General features: G+C 60.8%; 17 protein-coding genes and 1 pseudogene. 6 read left to right on the top strand and 12 right to left on the bottom strand.

The annotated features are described in order from the left end of the window. Positions 1 to 90 precede the first annotated feature (90 nt). From PDM28_RS09480 to merR, 5 genes are all read right to left on the bottom strand, one after another. Complete coding sequence (locus PDM28_RS09480; RefSeq protein WP_311184589.1) at positions 91 to 582, bottom strand: BLUF domain-containing protein; 492 nt, start codon at positions 580 to 582, stop codon at positions 91 to 93. 22 nt (positions 583 to 604) lie between these two features. Next, positions 605 to 1,504 carry a TrkH family potassium uptake protein gene (locus PDM28_RS09485; protein ID WP_311184677.1) on the bottom strand — a complete coding sequence of 300 codons (900 nt, stop codon included), beginning with the start codon at positions 1,502 to 1,504 and terminating at the stop codon, positions 605 to 607. A 210-nt stretch (positions 1,505 to 1,714) separates the two neighbouring features. Beyond that, complete coding sequence (locus PDM28_RS09490; protein ID WP_080047697.1) at positions 1,715 to 2,125, bottom strand: DNA-binding protein; 411 nt, start codon at positions 2,123 to 2,125, stop codon at positions 1,715 to 1,717. A gap of 316 nt (positions 2,126 to 2,441) precedes the next feature. Next, positions 2,442 to 3,377 (bottom strand): IS3 family transposase, encoded by a 936-nt coding sequence (locus tag PDM28_RS09495; RefSeq protein ID WP_371105641.1) that lies wholly within the window; start codon positions 3,375 to 3,377, stop codon positions 2,442 to 2,444. Positions 3,378 to 3,570: 193 nt separating this feature from the next. Next, positions 3,571 to 3,978: a mercury resistance transcriptional regulator MerR gene (gene merR / locus PDM28_RS09500; protein ID WP_012480188.1), complete on the bottom strand. Its 408-nt coding sequence runs from the start codon at positions 3,976 to 3,978 to the stop codon at positions 3,571 to 3,573. A gap of 74 nt (positions 3,979 to 4,052) precedes the next feature. On the opposite strand from merR, the gene merT reads away from it, so the two are divergent. From merT to merA, 3 genes are read left to right on the top strand one after another with little or no spacing between them, the layout of a single operon-like run. Then, on the top strand, positions 4,053 to 4,403 hold the full coding sequence (merT, locus tag PDM28_RS09505) for a mercuric ion transporter MerT (protein ID WP_019183730.1): 351 nt from the start codon (positions 4,053 to 4,055) through the stop codon (positions 4,401 to 4,403). A gap of 12 nt (positions 4,404 to 4,415) precedes the next feature. Further along, positions 4,416 to 4,694 (top strand): mercury resistance system periplasmic binding protein MerP, encoded by a 279-nt coding sequence (gene merP / locus PDM28_RS09510; protein ID WP_012480190.1) that lies wholly within the window; start codon positions 4,416 to 4,418, stop codon positions 4,692 to 4,694. A gap of 10 nt (positions 4,695 to 4,704) precedes the next feature. After that, positions 4,705 to 6,399: a mercury(II) reductase gene (merA, locus tag PDM28_RS09515; protein ID WP_012480191.1), complete on the top strand. Its 1,695-nt coding sequence runs from the start codon at positions 4,705 to 4,707 to the stop codon at positions 6,397 to 6,399. An 82-nt stretch (positions 6,400 to 6,481) separates the two neighbouring features. On the opposite strand, the gene PDM28_RS09520 is transcribed toward merA, so the two are convergent. Next, positions 6,482 to 7,822 carry an ISL3-like element ISStma11 family transposase gene (locus tag PDM28_RS09520; protein WP_311184590.1) on the bottom strand — a complete coding sequence of 447 codons (1,341 nt, stop codon included), beginning with the start codon at positions 7,820 to 7,822 and terminating at the stop codon, positions 6,482 to 6,484. Positions 7,823 to 7,966: 144 nt separating this feature from the next. Next, positions 7,967 to 8,230: pseudogene (locus tag PDM28_RS09525) on the bottom strand (transposase); the annotation flags it as partial. A gap of 346 nt (positions 8,231 to 8,576) precedes the next feature. Between PDM28_RS09525 and PDM28_RS09530 the strand changes: the two are divergent. Continuing rightward, positions 8,577 to 9,700, top strand: a protein-coding gene (locus PDM28_RS09530; protein ID WP_311184591.1) for an IS3-like element ISStma13 family transposase whose coding sequence is annotated in 2 segments (ribosomal slippage) — positions 8,577 to 8,853 and positions 8,853 to 9,700 — 1,125 coding nt in all. Because the reading frame shifts where the segments join, the coding sequence is not laid out codon by codon here. A 41-nt stretch (positions 9,701 to 9,741) separates the two neighbouring features. On the opposite strand, the gene PDM28_RS09535 is transcribed toward PDM28_RS09530, so the two are convergent. The 5 genes from PDM28_RS09535 to arsH form a co-directional block, all read right to left on the bottom strand. Beyond that, complete coding sequence (locus PDM28_RS09535) at positions 9,742 to 10,788, bottom strand: flavin-containing monooxygenase (protein WP_026070259.1); 1,047 nt, start codon at positions 10,786 to 10,788, stop codon at positions 9,742 to 9,744. 63 nt (positions 10,789 to 10,851) lie between these two features. Further along, entirely contained in the window at positions 10,852 to 11,199 is a 348-nt protein-coding gene (locus PDM28_RS09540) for an ArsR/SmtB family transcription factor (protein WP_019186249.1), read from the bottom strand. 31 nt (positions 11,200 to 11,230) lie between these two features. Then, on the bottom strand, positions 11,231 to 12,454 hold the full coding sequence (locus PDM28_RS09545; RefSeq protein WP_019186248.1) for an MFS transporter: 1,224 nt from the start codon (positions 12,452 to 12,454) through the stop codon (positions 11,231 to 11,233). 30 nt (positions 12,455 to 12,484) lie between these two features. After that, the gene (gene arsC / locus PDM28_RS09550) at positions 12,485 to 12,904 is read right to left on the bottom strand and encodes an arsenate reductase (glutaredoxin) (RefSeq protein WP_019186247.1); all 420 of its coding nucleotides are present in this window, start codon (positions 12,902 to 12,904) and stop codon (positions 12,485 to 12,487) included. Beyond that, on the bottom strand, positions 12,901 to 13,641 hold the full coding sequence (arsH, locus tag PDM28_RS09555) for an arsenical resistance protein ArsH (RefSeq protein ID WP_012480200.1): 741 nt from the start codon (positions 13,639 to 13,641) through the stop codon (positions 12,901 to 12,903). The genes arsC and arsH overlap by 4 nt, the downstream gene beginning before the upstream one ends. Before the next feature lie 41 nt (positions 13,642 to 13,682). On the opposite strand from arsH, the gene PDM28_RS09560 reads away from it, so the two are divergent. Together PDM28_RS09560 and PDM28_RS09565 are read left to right on the top strand one after the other, a co-directional pair. Further along, positions 13,683 to 13,997 carry an ArsR/SmtB family transcription factor gene (locus PDM28_RS09560; protein ID WP_012480201.1) on the top strand — a complete coding sequence of 105 codons (315 nt, stop codon included), beginning with the start codon at positions 13,683 to 13,685 and terminating at the stop codon, positions 13,995 to 13,997. Positions 13,998 to 14,024: 27 nt separating this feature from the next. After that, positions 14,025 to 14,516, top strand: a complete 492-nt coding sequence (locus PDM28_RS09565; RefSeq protein WP_032960056.1) for an arsenate reductase ArsC — start codon at positions 14,025 to 14,027, stop codon at positions 14,514 to 14,516.

Below are 14,516 nucleotides of genomic sequence, written 5' to 3' on the forward strand. Positions count from 1 at the left end.
CTGGTCTTGAGACTAGCCAGAATGGCCAACGCGGTCATCCGACGATCGCTTGCCCAAAAATACGGGGTAACGAGGGCGACCCCAAGTGGCTCAGAGCTTTGACTTGGCCGCCCAGCGCGGAGAGGAATAGGACGTCACGGTTTGTTCAAGAAGATGGAGCGCTCTTGCAGCTCGGTCTCTTTTCCGGAAAAGAACGCCGCGCAGCTCTAGGGCCTGAGCCATGACTTCTCGCGTTACAGTCAAGCAAACGAGGCGGGGCTCAGGAAAACGGCGATAAGACGTATGACCACGGTCAATAATCGTGGTATCTCGATGGGAGCTTGCTCGAACCAGTCTTCGATAGATTACGTCCAAGCCTGACTTCGGACCCTCTAGATACTGCAAAAAAATTGCACCATCAAAGACCACGGTGCCCGTAACACCCCACCCTGCATTCGCCCGCTCCGCCGCTTTCCAAAGCTCGGGAAAGTTCTTGCTTTCCAGCCCCGGGGCGACAAGGCTCGTGAAGATCAAATACGAGTGCGGCATTGGTCGAGCTGCGTGTGGCGAGAAAGGGGCTTTCGGCACTGGGAAATGAAGCATCCGTACATGCTCAAACTATACGTCATCCCCGCCAGAAGCGAGGCAGGAAGATGATCAACACAGTGAAGAGCTCGAGTCTACCCAGCAGCATCGCGAACGACAGCACCCATTTGGCTGCGCTTGGCAGCGAGGCGAACGTCCCTGCTGGCCCAATGGTCTCCCCTAGTCCCGGTCCTACGTTGGACAGCGCCGTGGCCGCGCCGCTGGCGCTGGTTAGGAAGTCCAACCCGAGCCCAAGCAGCACGACCGTAATGACGGCATAGCAAACCAAAAACACCGTTAAAAACGCCACCACTGAGCCGATCACCTCGTCGGAGAGCGGCTTGCCGTCGTAGGACCGAGGAAAGACCCCATTGGGATAAAGCAGGCGTAGGAAGTGGACGCGAAGCATCACTGCCATGACCTCGAAGCGAAAGATCTTGATGCCCCCGCTCGTGGAGCCTGTGCACCCGCCAACAAACGTCAACAGGAAAAACACCCCTACGATTGCCGCTCCCCATTGGCCATAGTCGGTTACGGCATAGCCTGTGGTGGTAACCACAGAAACCACACTGAAAGCAGCGTAGCGATAAGCCTGCTCAAACCCATATTGGCCGGATGCAGCCAACCACGTTCCAATCCCACCCACCGACACTGCCAGAAGCCCTAGCAAAGACTTGACCTGGCGATCAAAAAACGCCCTCCGGTCCCCAGCCAAGAACCGCACATACAAGACGAAGGGCAAGGTCCCCGACAGCATGAAGAGCGTGGCAAGCCACTGGATCCCGTTGTCTTCCCATCGACCGAAAGATTGATCTGAGGTCGAATATCCGCCCGTCGCAATCGAGGTGAGTGCGTGCACGATGGCATCAAAGGGGTTCATGCCTGCCAGCCAATAGGCCACACCGGCCACAACCGTCAGACCAATGTAGAGGGTTGGCAGGGAATCGTTACGAACACGGCCAGATCTTCGCTAACCGATTGATGGATCGGTGAATTCTACCCTCGGCCGCCCTTGCAGGGTCGGACTGACGGGCCAACTAAGGCTGTACCTCTGCGCCAAGTGAATTTGTACTCCTATTGACGGGCCAACTAAGGCTGTACCTCTGCGCCAATTGAGTTTTTGCTTTTCTCTGTTCAATTCCGTCCTTGGCTATGTGATTTCGCTTGCCAGCGTCGTGTTCGTCTTGGCCAAGATGCCTTCCCGTCGCTCCAAATCAGATTCCCAGGCGTGTAGGACTATGAACAGTTGGTCGAGGGTTAGCCCAATTCTCTCAAATGCACTCGGCAGATTTGCAAGAACATTTCCTTGGGCATCTGGCTCCCCCAAGCTCTTAAGAGCTGCAATGACATCAGCAAGAGCCATGTCGGCAACTGAGCTCGGCCGACCTGCCAGCAATGCTGCTCGTTCTGCAAACCACGCGGCTACGAACCGGCTTAGTGTTGGCCCACTGCCGCGGCCTCCTAGGGCTGCGCGGACATTCAAATGATGAGGTGGCTTTCCGTTGGCGAGAAGCGACTCGATCGCTGCAAAAGCCTCGCCTTTCGTGACTGAGTCAGGCATGTGCGGGTACCAAAGGTGGCATGCAGTCCAATTGTGCGCCCCTAAGCCGAGCTCGCAAGCCCTCAGTGCGTATTCAGATGGCTACATGCTGCTCGCCGAGGCTGCAAGAGATGGCAGAGCCCGGGGGTATCACTTGATAGTTCTCCAATGCAGCCATGCTGCCCGCACTTTCTGGCAATCATGCAGTGTGTGGCCAGGCAGTAGGAGGTGCTGGGCCCAACAGCTAGGGTTAGAATTCTTGAAAACACCTCAGGTTGCGACCTGCAGTGAGCTGCGTCGCGCACTGGCTCTGGACCGGCCAGACTTCCGTAGACATTCATGAGCCGCCTTGCGCGTAGCGCCGTTCAAACTCTACAGGGGCCAGGTTGCCAGCGGAACCGTGGCGTCGGATTGGGTTGTAAAACATCTCGATGTAATTGAATACATCCGAGCGCGCCTCGTCCCGGGTCGGGTAGATCCGTCGCTTGATCCGCTCCTTCTTCAGTGCACTGAAAAAGCTCTCAGCCACCGCATTGTCATGGCAGTTTCCACGCCGACTCATGCTTGGAACCATGCCATTCTGCTTCAGCAACGATAGCCAGTCGCTGCTCGTGAACTGGCTGCCTTGGTCAGAGTGGATGATCAGGCCCGCAGCAGGCTTTCGCTTCCACACCGCCGATACCAGTGCCTGCAGCACAAGGTCGGTGGTCATCTGGGACTGCATCGCCCAGCCAACCACTTGCCGTGAGTAAAGGTCGACGATCACTGCCAGGAAAGTCCAGCCCTCGTAGGTGCGGATGTATGTTATGTCAGTGACCCACACCTTGTTTGGTGCAGCGGGCGAAAAGTCGCGATTGACGACGTTTTCAACCATCCCAGGCGGACCGCCTCGATGGCGCGGCTTGGTGCCGTAGCCAATTTCTGCCCTTATGCCCTCTGCCTTCATCAGACGTCGAACACGATGGCGGCTGCAACGTTCACCGGCCTCACGAAGTTCCCGGGTGATCTTGCGGTAGCCGTACACCGTCCCGCTTGCCAACCACGCGTGCTTGATAAGGCCGCGCAGACGATCATCCTCACGACGACGCGGCCTGCCCGAATTGCCCGCCCATGCGTAGTAGCCACTGCGGTTAACCCCAAGCACTCGACACATGGCCGTCAGCCTGAACTCGCCCAAGTGCTCACGCATGAAAGCGTACTTCGCCGTCATCCCTTGGCGAAGTACGCCGCGGCTTTTTTTGGGTATCCGGATTTTAGTGTGGGAAGACCGCACTAGCCCTTCTTGTCTGACAGCTCTCGTTCGGTAGGTTTCTGGTATCGCAAGGCTTACGCGCTTTTAGCCTTCAGTGTGGGCTTTGTCTGGCGCATGTCGGTGCAAGGAAACAATCAGTGGCAGGTCACCTTGCCCCCGGCTCGAACTGGGGTTTGAGGCGCAGTGGAACGGAAAACCGGGTTAAGCCACGCGCCTAGCTCCCGTGCAGAGAATCGATCAGCGGGCACGACACAGTGCCTCGCTGCGCATGGCACTCGTTGACCAACCGTGACAGCACCGCTTCGATTCGCGTCAGGTCCGCCATCTTGGTGCGCACGTCGGTGAGCTGGAGCGCAGCCAGCTCGGCGGCTTCGCTGCAGTGAGTGCCGTCCTCAAGCTGTAGGAGTTGGCCGACTTCGTCCAGGTTGAACCCCAGCCGCTGGGCGGATTTCACGAAACGCACCCGCGCCACGTCCGCCGATCCGTAGCGGCGAATACTGCCGACGGGCCGACCTGGTTCTGGCAATAACCCCTTGCGCTGATAGAACCGGATGGTCTCCACGTTGACCCCAGCGGCCTTGGCGAAAGCCCCGATGGTCAGTGTTTGCGGATCGTTCACCATCGCGCTTGACTCCGTACTTGACTACGGAAGTAACCTTAGCGCATCACGCAACGTCTCGGAAGGAGATCCCTCACATGGCAGACCCCAGCAACGGCCGCGGTGCACTGGCCGCCGGTGGCCTCGCCGCCATCCTCGCCTCGACCTGCTGCCTCGGTCCGCTGGTGCTGATCACGCTGGGTTTCTCCGGCGCCTGGATCGGCAACTTGACCGCGCTGGAACCGTACCGGCCGATCTTCATTGGCGTGGCGCTCGTGGCGCTGTTCTTCGCGTGGCGTCGCATCTTCCGGCCGGCTCGCGCCTGCGCGCCGGACGACGCATGCGCCGTGCCCCAGGTGCGGACGGCCTACAAGGTGATCTTCTGGATCGTCACCGCCCTGGTGCTGATCGCGCTCGTGTTCCCCTACCTCATGCCCCTGTTCTACTGAAAGGAGATTGCCATGAAGAAACTCGTCGCATTGCTCGCTCTGACCGTTGCCCTCAGCGCTCCCGCCTGGGCCGCCACCAAAACCGTCACGCTGTCGGTGCCGAGCATGACCTGCGCCACCTGTCCGATCACGGTCAAGAAGGCGCTGACCAAGGTCGAAGGCGTCATCGAGGCCAAGGTGACCTGGGAGCCCAAGGAGGCGGTGGTAACCTACGACGATGCCAAGACCACTCCGGCCGCGTTGACCAAAGCCACCGAGAACGCCGGCTACCCGTCTACCGTCAAGAAGTGAGCACACGCTCATGACCGAGGCGATCACGCTGCACATCGATGGCATGACCTGCGGGTCGTGCGCCGAGCACGTCAAGCAGACCTTGGAAAAGGTGCCCGGCGTGCGTTCGGCCTCAGTGTCCTACCCACAGCGCCGGGCCGAGATTGAGGCCAGCGTAGGTACCGCCGCGGACGTGACCTCGCTGGTCGCGGCGGTATCCGCACTCGGTTACCGAGCGCAGCTTGCCGATGCGCCGGGGCAACCCAGCGACCTGCTGAACAATGCACAAGAGCGGCTGGGCGGCGAACCAAAGCGCGAGGACGATGAGGCTGCACTGCACGTGGCCGTGATCGGCAGCGGCGGCGCGGCGATGGCGGCGGCGTTGAAGGCCGTCGAGCAAGGGGCGCGTGTGACGCTGATCGAGCGCAGCACTCTCGGCGGCACCTGCGTCAACGTCGGATGTGTGCCGTCCAAGATCATGATCCGCGCTGCCCACATTGCGCATCTGCGTCGCGAGAGTCCGTTCGATGACGGCATTGCCGCCGCCTCGCCGAAGATTCTGCGCAAGCGCTTGCTGGCTCAGCAGCAGGGGCGCGTCGATGAACTGCGCCACGCCAAGTACGAAGGCATCCTGACGAGCACCCCGACCATCACCGTGCTGCGCGGCGATGCCCGATTCAAGGATGCGCACACGCTGACCGTGGCAACCGCTGACGACGGGATGCGCGAGGTGAGTTTCGACCGCTGCCTCATCGCCACCGGGGCCAGTCCGGCGATTCCACCGATCCCGGGCTTGAAAGACACGCCCTTCTGGACGTCGACCGAAGCGCTGGCCAGCGACACGATCCCCGATCGGCTGGCCGTGATCGGCTCGTCGGTGGTGGCCGTCGAACTCGCGCAGGCCTTTGCCCGGCTGGGCAGCAAGGTGACCATGCTGGCGCGCAGCACACTGTTCTTTCGCGAAGACCCCGCCATTGGCGAGGCCATCACGGCCGTGTTCCGCGCCGAAGGCATCGAAGTGCTGGACCACACCCAGGCCAGCCAGGTCGCCTATGAGGATGGGGAATTCGTGCTCACCACCGAACGCGGCGAACTGCATGCCGACCGGCTGTTGTTCGCCACCGGCCGCACCCCAAACACCCGCACGCTCAACCTCGACGCGGCCGGTGTGGTGGTCAATGCGCAAGGCGCCATCACCATCGACCACGCGATGCGCACTACCGTGCCGCACATCTATGCCGCCGGCGACTGCACTGACCAGCCGCAGTTCGTCTACGTCGCGGCGGCGGCCGGCACCCGCGCTGCAATCAACATGACGGGTGGCAACGCGACGCTGGATCTGACGGCGATGCCGGCGGTGGTGTTCACCGACCCGCAGGTCGCCACCGTGGGCTACAGCGAAGCCGAAGCGCACCACGACGGTATCGAGACCGACAGCCGCACGCTGACGCTCGACAACGTGCCCCGGGCGCTGGTCAACTTCGACACGCGCGGTTTCATCAAGCTGGTTTCGGAGGCCGGTTCGGGACGACTGATCGGCGTGCAAGCGGTAGCCCCGGAAGCAGGCGAGCTGATCCAAACCGCAGTACTGGCGATTCGCAACCGCATGACGGTGCGAGAGTTGGCCGACCAGTTATTCCCCTACCTGACGATGGTCGAGGGGCTGAAACTCGCGGCACAAACCTTCACCAAGGACGTAAAGCAACTGTCCTGTTGCGCGGGGTAGTGGCTGGGCCTCTTACCTATGCTTCATCGGCTGAATCACAAATTCAGGCTGAAGCGCCGCCTCTTGCACAATGGGTTGAGGACTATTCGAAATACCCCTCTTCGAGTAGCCGCGCCAGCGTCGGGAGATAGGGGCCGTACTCGACCACGCGCGTGATCTTCTTCTTGCGCGTTGCCGCCGTGGTCATCCGCTGGAACACGAAGTCCGTGGTCATTGGGTCGTCGTCATCGACCAACACGGTTTCGATAACCGAGCCATCCTTGCGCGCCTTCTTGTCGTAGAGCATGCGCGCCCGAAGCACCTCGAAGCTGTAACCCCTGCCCATGCGGTTCATGTCTTTGGCCACTCGGTTGACTGACTCAGTATAGGCATTGGTAATCGGCTGCTCGAAGTAGGCGAAGATTTCGTCGTGCCAGTTGTGCACGGCGGTGGTCAGGTCCTTGAACGTGGCCGCCAATTCGGTCGGAATATTGGCCTGCCACTTCGCGCAGGCGGCTTCTGCTGCTGGGCGGGTCTTCTGATCCCAGATCGACAGAAATCCTTCCTTGAGCGCGTGGGCTTCGCTTAGGAGCGGGAACTGTTGGAACCATTCCCGCATCCGGTCCATATCTCTCCCTGTCAGGTCGTGCTGCCGCTTGAGCAGCAGGAACCGCTCGTCCTTGAGTTTGAGGCGCTGCCGGGTGGACAAATCCTTGCGAATGCGCTTGCGCAGCTTCTCCAGCGCGTCGTTCGCCATGCGCTGGATATGGAATCGATCGACCACGATCCGGGCCTGTGGCAGCGTGGCGCGCACCACCTGCCGATAAACGTGGTACATGTCCATCGCCACCCACTCGACCGAGTCCTTGTCCCGCAGGTCGCGGAAATAGGGCATCAACTCGGCTTTGGCCCGGCTGGGGCGGATATCGAACACGGTCTTGCGCTCGACGTTGGTGATCATGGCCCGGTACTGGCCGATGATCTTGAGCTCGTCGATACCCAGCACCCGCGGCGTCCGGAACTGGGTCTTGGCCTCGACCTCCTCGATGAAATCGTCGAAGACGTGGCGGACCGTCTTTTCGTCCACGGCTACTTCCCGGGCAAGGGCCGCAAAGGTCTTGGAGAAGGACTGGTCGCGGATATAACGCACCAGACGCGCCGTGGCTTGGCGTTTTCCATCAAGGTCCGCCACAGGCTCAAACAAGGTCTTGGTGCAGCTTGTACAGCGATAGCGACGGCGCTGGATGAAGATCACGACGGATTTGCCGTGCGTCGGTGTGTCCTGAAACGACTGTTCCTGTGAGCCGTGACCATGCAGGCGTCCGGTCTTGCACAGCGGGCAGGTCACCCACTGATTGACGCCTTCGGCCTTGACGACGTAACTGTCCTCGCTGGTCAGGATTTCAAGCGTCTTCAGGCTTCGCAGCTGGAGAAAGTCCGTCACTCAGCACCTTGGGCGAACCCACACTGAAATCCGACTTTTACTCTAGCACATCCGCTCAGCCGTCCAACACCAAAATCCATTCTTTGAAAGTGATAGCTACAAAGACCCAAGGAGCCAGAACCCACACCAGATACCGGATACCCCTTTTTTTAGGATGTCGCGCTCCTCAGTCAGGCGTTTCACCTCGGCCTTCAGGCGCCGCACCTCGGCTGAGTCCTTGGGCGTCGGCAACATCGACCCCTCAGGCGTGCCCGCCAAGGCCTCGCTCCTGGACTTGCGGAGCCATTGGTAAAGGCTGTGGGACGAGACCCCCAACCGCTTGGCAACCTCGGCTACCGCAAAGCCTCTTTCGGTAACCTGCTTGACCGCCTCGGCCTTGAACTCATCCGTGTACTGTTTGCTTGCCATTAGACACCTCTCTCGCTTCCATTGATTATGGCTCTGAGATGTCTACCAAATCCTGGCCGGTCCACTCTATCACCAATGGTTGGTTTCTAAGATGAACTTTTTAAACTCGTTGACCCTCTTACAGCAGATGAGCATTGTCGCCGGCGTTGCTGTCTTTTTAGTAGTATCCATAACTGTCGCTGCCGTATGGTCGCTCACCGTCAGAACAACAAAGGCTGACTTTGGGATTGCGCGACCACCTCGACGGCCCCGCAGAAGTTCCGGTGCCCTACTCCGTTCTTGGCATGCCAAACGTGCGACGTCCCCCCGAGATTGAGTAGCGAAGCGGTTTGGAGTCCAATCCTCAATGACAAGGAGATTGGACGTGAAGAAGCGCTTTTCCGAAGAGCAGATCATCGGCTTCCTACGCGAAGCTGAGTCCGGCATGCCCATCAAGGACCTCTGCCGCCAGCATGGCTTCAGCGAGGCCTCGTACTACCTGTGGCGCAGCAAGTTCGGCGGCATGAGCGTGCCCGACGCCAAGCGGCACAAGGACCTGGAGGCGGAGAACACACGCCTGAAGAAGCTGCTGGCAGAACAGGTCTTCGAGAACGACGTCATCAAGGATGCGTTGCGAAAAAAGTGGTGACCGCGCCGGCGCGCAGGCTGCTGGTGCGGAGCCTGGTCGAGAAGGGGTTGAGCGAGCGGCGAGCGCTGACGGTGGTGCGGATGAGCGCTAGCGCGCTGCGCTATGAGCCTCGGCCCGACAACAACGTTGAGCTGCGCGAGCAGATTGCTGCGCTGGCGCATCGGCACAGACGCTACGGGGTGGGCATGATCCATCTGAAGCTGCGGCAGAAAGGACTTGTCGTGAACTACAAGCGAGTGGAGCGGCTCTATCAGGAAGCGGGCCTGCAGGTGCGACGCAGAAAGCGTAAGAAGGTGCCGGTTAGCGAGCGCCAGCCCCTCCTGCGGCCGTCCGCTGCCAATGAGGTGTGGTCGATGGACTTCGTGTTCGAGCGTACCGCAGAAGGCCGGGTGGTCAAGTGCCTGACGATCGTCGACGACGCCACCCACGAGGCTGTGGCCATCGAAGTGGAGCGGGCAATATCCGGGCAAGGCGTGTCCAGGGTACTGGACAGGCTGGCCATGCAGCGCGGCTTGCCACGAGTGATCAGGACAGACAACGGCAAGGAGTTTTGCGGTAAGGCGATGGTGGCTTGGGCTCACGAAAAGGAAGTTGCCCTGCGTCTGATCGAACCGGGCAAGCCGAACCAAAATGCGTACATCGAGTCCTTCAACGGACGGCTGCGCGACGAATGCCTCAACGAGCACTGGTTCCCGACGTTGCTTCATGCCCGCACCAGTATCGAAAGCTGGCGGCGCGACTACAACGAAGAAAGACCAAAAAGAGCGCTTGGCGGTCTAACACCCGCCCAATACGCCGCGCAGTTGGCGGCGAAGAACGATAACATCAGCACCGGACTCTAAACCCGCCCACTACTCAAGCCGGGGGGACGTCGCGTGCGCAATTACATGGGCCGCAAGTGGCTCATGATCGATGCTAGGACTCCCAAGGAGTCACTACCAACTCCGCGAAGCGTGGCAGAGGCAAAGTTGCGCTGTAGCGGTAGCCCGAGGTAGTAGAGCCCCTTGATTGTGGTGGAAACCCCTTGGCTGTGTAGTGCCCGCCTGTCCGGATCCAAGGCTTCCCGTGGCAGGAATGACATGTTCGGCCGGAAGCCCGTCGCGAAGATCACAGCGTCGACCGCCTGTATTTCCGCATTCGGCCACACCACCCCATCGTTGGTAAACGCAGTGAACATCTCTCGACGGGAAATGGCACCCGTACTCAGGGCGTGTCGATAACGTCCATCATCCAGAACGGGCGTGCTCTGATCGCTCAGCCAACGGGAATTGCCCAGGCCGGTCCACTTGAGCCAGTCATGAAAATCGAAGCCGAGGAACCGTTGTGGCATGAACTTCACTGGCTCGCGGGTTGCCAGCACCACGGTGGCAGTGGAGTGCAGTTCGTGCGCGATCTGTACCGCTGAGTTGGCCGCACCGACGACGACGACGCGTTTGCCTTCGAAGCCGGTGGGTGTTCGGTAGGCCGAACTGTGCAGAATCGTCCCTTGGTATAGCTGCCTTCCAGGGATCCCCGGCAGGTGAGGTGTGTTGAAGCCACCGGTTGCCACCACTACTGCCTGGGCGGTAATGACCGCTCCATCGGCAAGTTTGACGCGATGTTGGCTTGCTTCGGAGATGACCTCCACAACCTCGCTGTTGGCGCGCACTGGCAGGTCGAAGGCGGACGCATACTGGCGCAGATACGCGGTGACCTCGTCCCGCTTGGGATAGCGCTTGGCTCCGCCGGGGAACTCGAGGCCAGGCAGCGAGGAATATCCTGCCGGGGAGAACAGGGTCAGGCTGTCGTAGTACGACGGCCAACTGCCACCAGCGGCCGGTTGTCGTTCGAGAATCAGGTGCGACACGCCTGCGTTCTTGAGCCGGTATGACATCGCCAAGCCTGCCTGCCCTGCCCCGATCACGACGACGTCGACATTCAACTTATTCATGCGTGTATGCGCCTATATGCATATATGTGAGTTGCGTTGATGAATCAAGAATTGCCTGCGGTATTACTTCAAATCACCGGGGCAGCAGTAAGGTGCCAGCGCCCTGACCTGCAGCAGGATCTGCTCCAAGCGTGCGACCATCGCGGGGCCATCGACCTGGTAGTACACCTGCCGGCTCACCCGCTCTGCGCGTAGGATCCCAGCATCGTGGAGTCCCTGCAGATGACGTGAGACCACGGATCGCTCCTGTGGAAGGCCGGCGGCAATCTCCGCGATATCTGCCCGTTCCACCTGAAGCACACGCTTGAGCACGGCCAAGCGCGACGGCTCAGCCAGCGCCCGAAAAATGGGGTCTGCCAGCACGCTTACTGCTTGCTCAATGGCGTTTGCCTTGGGGGTGCCCTTGCTCATGCATAAAGCATATATGCACACGCATGCATATTCAAGGGCTCACGCCCTGCGTCTTTGCAGGCAACCAACAGCTTCCAACCAAGGAAACAGTGGCAAGCAGCGCCAATAGGCAGATCAGCCAAACAGGCTCGGTTCGCTCGAGCGCAATGGCTGCAAGCGGCGGTGCTGCCGCCTGTGCCAGTAGCATGGGACGGGCAAGTTGGCCCATGGTCTTGCCGTAGTCCGCCGATCCGATCAACGCCAACGGGAGGGTGCCGCGGGCCACCGTGAGTATCCCGTTGCCGGCACCGTAGATGACGAATGCAATGATCGCTGCCCACGAGTATCCAGTGAGTAGCAGCAGTAGCGCTGCCAATGTCGCTGCAATTCCCACGCGTGCGGACCAGGTCGGATGCACGCCTCGCCCGAAGTACATCTCCAGCAAACGAGCGATGACCTGCGCGGGGCCGATCACCATGCCAGCGAGCAGCGCAACCGATGGCGCCAGCCCGATGGCACCGAGCAGCGCAATCAGATGCACCGATAAGGTCGCCATGATCGCTGCCTGGCAGGTCAGCAACAGGCCAATGAGCACAAGCCAGTGTGCAGGCGGTGCTGCAGCTGAAACGGGTGCTGCAGTGCTGGTGTGGACGGCAGCGACCGCTGAGGGATGCGGACTTGCGCTAATACGGGGCTGATGCTTCGGAATAGCGAGCAAATGGATGGGCAATGCGACCAGCAGGTTGAATGCGGCAGCCACCCACAACGCGCCGCGCCATCCCATGGCCTCGTCAAGGTAGGTCAGCGCTGGCCAGCCGAGCGTGCTTGCAAAGCCGGCCACCAAGGTCAGGCCGGCAATGGATTGCTTCGCGTTTGCCCCGAGCAGCTGTCCCAGTGTCGTGAACGCAGCGTCATACAGGCCCGCAGACATGGCAACGCCCAGTACCACCCAGCCAAGGTAATAGGTAGTTGGGGAGTGTGACGTGGCCAGCGCCGCGAGGCCCATGGCAAACACTACGGAGCTGACCGCCAGTACGGTCCGCCCTCCCCGCCTGTCGATGGTCCGACCGGCCAGAGGAGCGAGTAGTCCGGCTGTGACCAGCCCAGCGGAGAGGCCTCCGACCAACAGCCCCAGCGACCAGCCAGTGCTTCTGGACATGGGAAGCGCCAGAATGGCCAACAGGTAATAGCTGCTGGCCCACGCAATGATCTGGCCCACTCCCAGCGCAACGATCAGCCGGGGCAGCTTTTGCGGCTGCTTGGACGCGCTTTGCATGCTCTCGAACTCTCCCTGCCGCTTAGCAACTCAGCGGACGCGCTTGCCGTCCTGATCGATCACCACTTCGCCATCTTCCTTGGTAAAGGGCTCGTGCACTGCTGGCAGGATGTCCAGAACCACCTCAGAAGGCCGGCACAGGCGCGTGCCCATGGTGGTCTGGACGAAGGGGCGATTGATGAGAATAGGATTGGCCAGCATGGCATCCAGCAGTGCGTCCTCGCTCAACGCGGGATCGTGCAGCCCCAGTTCCAGATAGGGTGTGCCTTTCTGGCGGATTGCACCGCGAACATCCAATCCGGCGGCGGCAATCAGCTCGACAAGCCGCGTTCGGCTGGGTGGGTTGACCAGGTACTCAATGACTTCAGGCTCAATGCCGGCGTGGCGAATTAAAGCCAAGGTGTTTCGCGAGGTGCCGCACTTGGGGTTGTGATAGATGACAGCGTTCATGCGTTCTCCTTTTCATTCAATGCGGTCTCGACGACACCGGCCGCGGCAGTCAGCGCGGCCGCTTCGACAGCCCCCTTTCGTTCGCTGTAGCGATCAACCAGGTAGTCACTGCGTCCACGCACCAGGAGGGTGAACTTGACCAGCTCTTCCATCACATCCACGACGCGATCGTAGTAGGCGGAAGGCTTCATGCGCCCCTCGTCATCGAACTCCTGCCAGGCCTTGGCCACCGAGGACTGGTTCGGAATCGTGACCATCCGCATCCAGCGGCCGAGAACGCGCAACGCGTTGACCACGTTGAAGGACTGGGAGCCACCGCAGACCTGCATCACTGCCAGCGTGCGACCTTGGGTCGGGCGTACGCTGCCCTCTTCCAGCGGTAGCCAGTCAATCTGGTTCTTGAACACGGCAGTCAGCGTCCCGTGCCGCTCCGGGCTGACCCACACGTGCCCCTCGGACCACAACGAGGCTTGGCGCAGCTCCTGCACCTTGGGGTGGGAGGCGGGCACCGAATCGAGCATCGGCAGCTCATGCGGATCAAACACTCGGGTCTCTGCGCCCAGATGTTCCAGCAACCGCTGCGCCTCCAAAGCCAGCTTGCGGCTGAACGACTGCGGGCGCAGGGAACCGTACAAGATCAGGATGCGGGGCCGGTGCGGCGCGGCATTGGGCTCGCTCAGCTTTTCGGCCACCGGAGGGTTCAAGGCGCCCGGGACGACATTGGGAAGGTGTTGCATGGGGGGTTGTCCTGCCTATTCGATTCGACTATTCTAGAATCATGGAACATAAAAACGCAACTCACGCCCTGGCCGCCCTGGGTCACGCCACCCGGCTTTCCATCTTCCGCCTGCTGGTCCAAGCCGGAAGTGGCGGCAAGCTGGCCGGCGATATCGCCCAGTCCCTCTCCCTTCCCGGTGCCACCCTCTCCTTCCATCTGAAGGAGTTGCTGGCCGCTGGCCTGATCACCGCCGAGCAGCGCGGTCGCACCATCTGCTACCGCGCCGAGTTCGAGGCGATGAGCTCGCTGGTTGCCTACCTGACCGAAAACTGCTGCGCCGACGAACAGGCCTGCGAACGTCCTGCTGGCTGCTGACCTCCCCCCCTCCTAGAGATCGCTCAAATGACCCGTCGTGTTCTGTTCTTGTGTACTGGCAACTCCGCCCGCAGCGTGCTTGCCGAATCGACCCTTAAAAAATGGGGCGAAGGCCGCTATCTCTCCTTCAGTGCGGGCAGCCAGCCGGCCGGTCGCGTCAATCCCTTTGCCATTGCCCAGCTGGAGCGCGAAGGCTTCCCGGTCGAGGGCATGCGCAGCAAGTCCTGGGACGAATTTGCCGAAGCCGATGCCGCTGCCATGGATCTGATCGTCACCGTGTGTGACAGCGCGGCCGCCGAGGCGTGCCCGGTGGTGTTTGGTGACTTCGTTCGCGTGCATTGGGGCCTGTTCGACCCGGCCGGCGTGGAAGGTTCGGATGCGCAGAAGGCAGAAGCCTTTGACCGTGCCCATCAGACCATCAAGCGACGCCTGCAGGCCTTCCTGGAGATTCCTGACAGCGCCTGGGACGACCGCGCAGCGCTGAAGGCTCGCCTCGACCCGATCGCGCAGATCGACTAA

Source organism: Stenotrophomonas aracearum, from assembly GCF_031834615.1.
GTDB classification, from domain to species: Bacteria; Pseudomonadota; Gammaproteobacteria; order Xanthomonadales; family Xanthomonadaceae; genus Stenotrophomonas; species Stenotrophomonas aracearum.

Coding starts and splice junctions, on each gene's coding strand:
- merR (WP_012480188.1), bottom strand. CDS start 3,978: ATGGTGAACGATCCGCAAACACTGACCATCGGGGCTTTCGCCAAGGCC.
- PDM28_RS09490 (WP_080047697.1), bottom strand. CDS start 2,125: ATGCCTGACTCAGTCACGAAAGGCGAGGCTTTTGCAGCGATCGAGTCG.
- merT (WP_019183730.1), top strand. CDS start 4,053: ATGGCAGACCCCAGCAACGGCCGCGGTGCACTGGCCGCCGGTGGCCTC.
- arsH (WP_012480200.1), bottom strand. CDS start 13,641: ATGCAACACCTTCCCAATGTCGTCCCGGGCGCCTTGAACCCTCCGGTG.
- PDM28_RS09480 (WP_311184589.1), bottom strand. CDS start 582: ATGCTTCATTTCCCAGTGCCGAAAGCCCCTTTCTCGCCACACGCAGCT.
- merP (WP_012480190.1), top strand. CDS start 4,416: ATGAAGAAACTCGTCGCATTGCTCGCTCTGACCGTTGCCCTCAGCGCT.
- arsC (WP_019186247.1), bottom strand. CDS start 12,904: ATGAACGCTGTCATCTATCACAACCCCAAGTGCGGCACCTCGCGAAAC.
- PDM28_RS09565 (WP_032960056.1), top strand. CDS start 14,025: ATGACCCGTCGTGTTCTGTTCTTGTGTACTGGCAACTCCGCCCGCAGC.
- PDM28_RS09545 (WP_019186248.1), bottom strand. CDS start 12,454: ATGCAAAGCGCGTCCAAGCAGCCGCAAAAGCTGCCCCGGCTGATCGTT.
- PDM28_RS09540 (WP_019186249.1), bottom strand. CDS start 11,199: ATGAGCAAGGGCACCCCCAAGGCAAACGCCATTGAGCAAGCAGTAAGC.
- merA (WP_012480191.1), top strand. CDS start 4,705: ATGACCGAGGCGATCACGCTGCACATCGATGGCATGACCTGCGGGTCG.
- PDM28_RS09535 (WP_026070259.1), bottom strand. CDS start 10,788: ATGAATAAGTTGAATGTCGACGTCGTCGTGATCGGGGCAGGGCAGGCA.
- PDM28_RS09560 (WP_012480201.1), top strand. CDS start 13,683: ATGGAACATAAAAACGCAACTCACGCCCTGGCCGCCCTGGGTCACGCC.